The 5,574-nt window shown below is 44.7% G+C and carries 4 protein-coding genes and 3 pseudogenes; all 7 read left to right on the top strand.

Features of this window, described 5'->3' with window-relative positions; all coding sequences use genetic code 11:
* Positions 1 to 80: 80 nt before the first annotated feature.
* A pseudogene (locus tag ASU35_RS01480) lies at positions 81 to 365 on the top strand (ParA family protein); the annotation flags it as partial.
* Positions 355 to 573 (top strand): annotated as a pseudogene (locus ASU35_RS01475) (hypothetical protein); the annotation flags it as partial. The pseudogenes ASU35_RS01480 and ASU35_RS01475, both read left to right, overlap by 11 nt.
* A 3-nt stretch (positions 574 to 576) precedes the next feature.
* Positions 577 to 1,739: pseudogene (locus ASU35_RS01470) on the top strand (C40 family peptidase).
* Positions 1,740 to 1,752: 13 nt separating this feature from the next.
* On the top strand, positions 1,753 to 2,901 hold the full coding sequence (locus tag ASU35_RS18355; protein ID WP_083504089.1) for a DUF4315 family protein: 1,149 nt from the start codon (positions 1,753 to 1,755) through the stop codon (positions 2,899 to 2,901).
* Between the two features lie 152 nt (positions 2,902 to 3,053).
* Positions 3,054 to 4,286 carry an ATP-binding protein gene (locus ASU35_RS01460; protein WP_058351353.1) on the top strand — a complete coding sequence of 411 codons (1,233 nt, stop codon included), beginning with the start codon at positions 3,054 to 3,056 and terminating at the stop codon, positions 4,284 to 4,286.
* Between the two features lie 103 nt (positions 4,287 to 4,389).
* Complete coding sequence (locus ASU35_RS01455) at positions 4,390 to 4,860, top strand: helix-turn-helix domain-containing protein (protein ID WP_058351352.1); 471 nt, start codon at positions 4,390 to 4,392, stop codon at positions 4,858 to 4,860.
* Between the two features lie 308 nt (positions 4,861 to 5,168).
* On the top strand, positions 5,169 to 5,474 hold the full coding sequence (locus tag ASU35_RS01450; protein ID WP_083504092.1) for a hypothetical protein: 306 nt from the start codon (positions 5,169 to 5,171) through the stop codon (positions 5,472 to 5,474).
* The last annotated feature ends 100 nt before the right edge of the window (positions 5,475 to 5,574 follow it).

Below are 5,574 nucleotides of genomic sequence, written 5' to 3'. Positions count from 1 at the left end.
TTATTTACAAGTATCTGTGCCTTCAACTTTGCATAATGTATAGCTTTTCATAACCCACATTATGTAAAGCTTCACATAAAGTTGGCAAGACCACAACCACGGAAAATCTGGGTGTGGGACTGGCAATGGAGGGCAAAAAGGTTCTGTTGGTAGACACGGACCCGCAGGCTTCATTAACAGTCAGCCTGGGAAATCCGTTCCCAGATACGTTGTCTCCCACCCTTTCCGACATGATGGGAAAGATTATGATGGAAAAGCCGATTGCTCCCGGCGAAGGTATTCTTCATCACCCGGAAGGTGTGGACTTGATGCCCGCCAATATTGAACTGTCAGGCTTAGAGGTTTCCCTGGTCAATGCTGAATCAGGCAAGTGAGGACAGAGGGATTCTGGCGAAGCGTCTGAATATCTCTCCCCATCAGCTGTCCTATGTGACCAACTCTGGCGAGGGCGAAGGATTTCTGTTTTATGGCAATGTGATCCTGCCGTTCATTGATCGGTTCCCGACCGATACGGAACTCTACCGCATTATGACCACGAAGCTGAATGAGGTGGTGGCAACAAAGGAGGCGTAAGGCATGGCGAAGAAACCGACACGACTCCGCTTCACCGAAAATGACCTTGCGGATTCTCAGGTGAAGAAAGCTGCCCATCGTGCAGACAAGGCGGCAGACAAAGCTGAAAAAGCGGTTGATAAGCTGACTTCCAAAAAGAAGGCAACCAAGCTGCGTCAGGAAACGGATGCCGCCGGTTCCCGGAAAGCAAAGCTCCGTTTTGGCAAGGCGGACAACAGCGTGGCTGTGGAGCATCCATCAACGGCAAAACAGCTGACGACCCGTGGCACAGCTGCGACGCTCACCTCCAAGGCACATCGGGCAGTATCTGAGTATGAAGATGATAACGTCGGTGTTCAGTCAGTTCAGGAAACGACAAAGGCAGTGGAATCCACTGCCTACACCGTCGATCACGCCGTTTACAGTCACAAGCTGAAGGCCCATGCCAAGGCTGACAAACTGGTGCAGAAATCAGATAAAGCCAATGTGGATGCTTTGTATGAGAAGTTCAAAAAGGACAATCCGGATGCCGGTTCCAACCCATTTTCCCGCTGGCGGCAGAAACAGGCAATCAAGAAAGAATATGCAGCTGCCAAAGCCGGTAACAGTACGGCAAAGACAACAGCTGCCAAGGGTGCGGAAAAAGCAGCCCAGGGAGCCAAGACAATCACAGAAAGAGTCACGGAGTTTTGCACCACGCACTCCAAAGCCATTCTGATTGTTCTGGCGGTGGGACTGCTTTTTATGATTATGCAGTCACCGGCGAATACACCGACTACGACATTCCGGGCGAGGCTCTGACGGATACACGATTTGCCAATATGATTCGTGAAGCCGAGAAGTATCTGGGATACCCGTATGTCTGGGGTGGAAGCAGCCCCTCCACTTCCTTCGACTGCTCCGGTTTTGTTTCGTGGGTTATCAATAACTGCGGTAACGGTTGGAGTGTCGGCAGGTTGACCGCAAACGGTCTGATGGGTGTATGCGACATTATTCCCCGAAGCTCTGCTAAACCGGGCGACCTGATTTTCTTCCAAGGCACTTATGATACCTCTGGTGCATCGCACGTCGGTATCTATGTAGGAAACGGAATGATGATCCATTGCGGAAACCCGATTTCTTACGCTTCGATTGAAACAAGTTACTGGCAACAGCATTTTTACTGCTTCGGCAGAATCCGGAATTAAGGAGGACATTCTATTGGGTGCCAAATTAGACAGAATTGGTGCAGACCTTGAGAAAGCCCGAAAGAAACGGGCTGAATGGGATGCCAGAGTAAAAGACCTGGAACGCAGATACCGTGAGGAGGAAAACTCCGAAATCCATGAGATGGTTCACGCTGCGAACCTTACCCCTGACCAGCTTTCTGAGCTGCTCCGTATGTTTGATGCGGATATGGCTCCGAAGCCTGAAACAATCAACGCTATGAACGAGGAGGAGATGCAGAATGAAGATGGAACTGTGGTATTCTCTTTCAATGGCGAGGACTGGAAGTATGATGCCGGGAAAACCGAGGACGATGGCATGGGAACCGGCAAGGTAGTTACGAACGGTTCCCGGCTGAATGTGCGTACCGGTGCAGGCATGAATTATGAGATCATCGACCAGCTTCGCCCCGGCGAGGAAGTAAAGGTGATCGGTGTCGATGGCGACTGGTATCAGATCACGGTTCCTGAAAAGAATGGCTATGTCCACAGCGACTATCTGAAGCTGATTGAGAGAGCTGAACAGAACAGCGAAATGGATATGGCATTGCTTATGATGTTTATGAGTATGTTCATGCAGAACATGGATACCGGCGCAGATGCCAGTGAATCTGCCCTCACTCCCGATGGCAACCTGACTTTGGTTGATGATGTCGGATCGCCTGACAAAACCGGCAAACAGTTCATTACTGCGGTCACAAAGAACGGCAACTACTTTTATATCATCATCGACCGTGATGATGAAGGAGATGAGACGGTTCACTTCTTGAATCAGGTGGACGAAGCCGACCTTCTGATGCTGATGAGCGAGGACGAAGCTTCCAAGTACACCGAGCCTGTGGCTGAGACTACTCCTGAACCGGTCGAGACGGAACCGGAGCCTGAGGTCACAGAGCCTGAGCCGGTGGAGAAGCCTAAGACCAATATGATTCCGGCTATCCTCGCTCTGCTTGCCCTTGCTGGCGGCGGTGGTTTCTTCGCTTTTAAGAAGCTGCAGGAAAAGAAGAAGGAAAAAGAAGCGGCAAAGCCTGACCCTGACGCTGATTATGTAGACGATGATGAGGATTATGGCTACAGCGAGGAATACGAGAACGATGATGATATGGACTTCATCGCTGACGATGAGGACAACGAACCCGTATAACCAAGAACAGGCATGATGCCTGGGGCAATCTTCGGATTGCCTTTACATAGTTCATACTTTCAAAAAATAAAATATTTTGTGTTTTTGAAAGCGGCCTCTTGCATATACTATTAGCAGACAGTATAATAAGTACATCGAAGCAGTTTCAAGAAATGAAAAGCCTTCAACTTTTGAAAGCGGGTGACTATATGAAAACAATTACGAGAGCAAAGTATCTCGATAGAATCATTGAACTGAATGGCACTCCTGACATCAAGATCATCACGGGTATTCGTCGATCCGGTAAGTCTAAACTGATGCAGGCATATATTGATTATCTGAAAAGCCATTTTGAAAACATCAATATCATCTTCATTGACTTCATGGACTTGACTTATGAAGAAATAAAGGAATATCATGCGTTACACAGCTATGTAGAGGAGCATTATCAGCCTGGAAAAACAAACTATCTGTTTGTGGATGAGGTTCAGATGTGTCCTAAGTTCGAGTTGGCAATCAACAGCCTTTATTCCAAGGGCAAGTACGACATCTATGTAACCGGCTCCAATGCTTTCCTGCTGAGTGCAGATTTGGCAACTCTGTTTACTGGACGCTACATTGAAATTCATGTATTCCCTTTTAGTTTCCAGGAATATTGCCAGTATTATAATGATATTGGTGATAAAGATAAGCTCTTTGATGATTATTCTATCAAGGGCGGTTTAGCAGGTTCTTACGCTTACAGAACCGAAAAAGACAGAACAAACTATATCAAAGAAGTCTATGAAACCATTGTCACAAGAGATTTGGTACAGAAGTACGCTCTGCCAGACACTCTGGTTTTACAACGCCTGAGTGAGTTCCTTATGGATAACATCAGCAACCTGACTTCTCCTAATAAGGTCAGTCAGCTGCTGACAGCGAATGAGACCCCAACAAATCATGTAACCGTTGGCAAGTACATTAAGTATTTGTGCAATGCTTTCGTATTTTATGATATTAAGAGATACGACATCCGTGGCAAGAAATATCTTGAAAGCTCTGAGAAGTTCTATTTGTGTGATAGCGGTATTCGATATGCAATACTTGGAAGCAGAAATATGGACTATGGCAGAGTATATGAAAACATCGTTTGTATCGAACTTTTTCGCCGTGGGTACGATGTTTATGTTGGCAAGCTTTATCAAAAAGAAATAGACTTTGTTGCTCAGAGGGGCAGCGAAAAAATTTATATTCAGGTAAGCGACAACATTTCCGGACAGGAAACATTTGAGAGAGAATGTTCCCCTCTGTTTCAGATTAGAGATGCTTATCCGAAAATGATTATTGCCCGAACCAAACATCCCAAATATAGCTATGAAGGAATTGAGATCCACGACATAGCTGACTGGCTGTTGCAGGAGTAAAACGCCAGAAAAAACAGTTGCAACTACTGGTTGCGGAATTGCATACGCCCATGTATAGTGTTCTACTCGTACACTTGGTATGCTTAATGCGAAAGGAGGAAACATGGCACTTTCAGACAAACTATATATGCTTCGTAAAAAGAGTGGTCTTTCGCAAGAGCAACTCGCAGAACAACTAAGCGTATCGAGACAGGCAATATCAAAATGGGAGTCAGGACAATCTGTACCAGAGAGTGAAAAACTGGTTGCCATAAGCAATTACTTCAAGGTTTCGTTAGATTATCTTTTGAAAGATGATAATGAATATGAACAACAATCTGGTAATTCAGAAACAGAAACTTCCGAAAATGCAAATGACCGAACAAAATGGTTGATTGGAATTATCAGCTGTTTAGGTGGCATTGTGTGTTTAATTCTCTGGGGATTACTCTCGATTTTCAATCCAACTGCTTCCAATCAGCTAAGTGAATCTTCGATGATTCAGATAGATGGGAATGGCATTTTGTTGATTCTTTGCATTGTAGCTATTGTTGTTGGTGCGTATTTGCTCCTGAAGAACACAAACAAAAAGTGATTAGGGAGGTAATCGCATGAAAAAGTTATCAGCTATCTTCGGCGTACACTTGCCATGCTTAATGAGATATTACCAAGCATAAAAGACCCTGCTACAAATAGAATTGTCAGTCAGACAATTTGCAAGCTCTCATCCCTTACACCAGAGGTTGGTTCTATGCTGATTTTATCCATAAAGAATCGTAAACTTTATGAACGAGACAGTTCTATCAAACAAAGACTTGCCAAAGCAAAGAAAGAAACAAAGTGCACGATAACTACCGAAACAGAGACAAGGGAAGAGAAACAAGGGAAGAGAGGAGAACGGTCATTATGAATCTAACTAAGTATGAGCAGGAAACGATAATCAATTTCAATGCAGGAGAACAGTTGGCAACAATATACACTCGAGATAGAGCAGTTATGAGGAAGCTTGATGCATTAGTTACCGAGTTTCCAGATGTTTATAAGCTAGTAGGTGAAACAGATATTGATAAGACATATTGTATGGCTAAATCATGCATTAATTATCGTAAGCCGAGAAAGTTAGACGATAAATACAGAGAACGAAAAAGAGTGCAAATGATACAGTATAATGTGCAGAGGCAAACCATTGAAAAAATGTGTGCTCAGTGATATAATTGGCTTGCTTGAAGAGAGCGAATCTTTGAATTTGAGTAACTATTCAGTACCCCGTTAAGGGCACTTTTATTTTTTGGGCAAAACAGAGAAAATA

The sequence above is a fragment of the Acetivibrio ethanolgignens genome, from assembly GCF_001461035.1.
In the GTDB taxonomy this organism is placed as follows: Bacteria; Bacillota; Clostridia; order Lachnospirales; family Lachnospiraceae; genus Velocimicrobium; species Velocimicrobium ethanolgignens.
Note: the sequence above shows the minus strand (reverse complement) of the source record. Positions and strands in the feature narration are given on the sequence as shown.